Source organism: Microvirga arabica, assembly GCF_016811235.1.
GTDB classification, from domain to species: domain Bacteria; phylum Pseudomonadota; class Alphaproteobacteria; order Rhizobiales; family Beijerinckiaceae; genus Microvirga; species Microvirga arabica.
Map to the genome: position 1 here is coordinate 1 of NZ_JAFBID010000238.1, position 558 is coordinate 558.

A 558-nucleotide genomic window follows, 5' to 3' on the forward strand; every position below is an offset into this window, starting at 1 on the left:
AGGAGATGCTGCTCGAGCGCGGTATCGTCGTTTCCTATGAGACGGTACGCCGATGGGCTCTAAAGTTCGGACCTGAATACGCTCGCCGCCTCAGGCGCAAGAGGCCGAGCCGCTGCGATATCTGGCACCTCGATGAAGTCGTGATCACCATTGCTGGCGAGACGCACTGGCTGTGGCGGGCGGTGGATCAAGACGGCTATGTCCTTGATGAGATCGTCCAAGCGCGCCGCAACACCAAAGCGGCCAAGCGCTTGCTCAAGCGTCTGCTGAAGAAGCAGGGGTGCCCACCGCGACGGATGATCACCGATAAGCTCGGCTCGTATGCCGCCGCCCGACGGCAAGTCATGCCGGCAGTTGAGCATCGGCAACACAAAGGGCTCAACAATCGCGCGGAGAACTCGCATCTGCCGTTGCGACGGCGAGAGCAAGCAATGCAAGGGTTTCGATCTCCTGGAGGACTGCAGAAGTTCGTTAGTATCTTCTCAGCAGTTCGCAACCTCTTCGTCCCACCCCACTCCCGCCGCTCTGCCCTTGCTACCCATCTTCACCGCCTCAATG

1 protein-coding gene is annotated in these 558 nt (G+C 60.0%); it reads left to right on the plus strand.

Annotation, left to right across the window (positions count from 1 at the left end):
• The coding region (locus JQC81_RS32680) for an IS6 family transposase (protein WP_203275903.1) at window positions 1-558 on the plus strand (558 nt) is incomplete at both ends.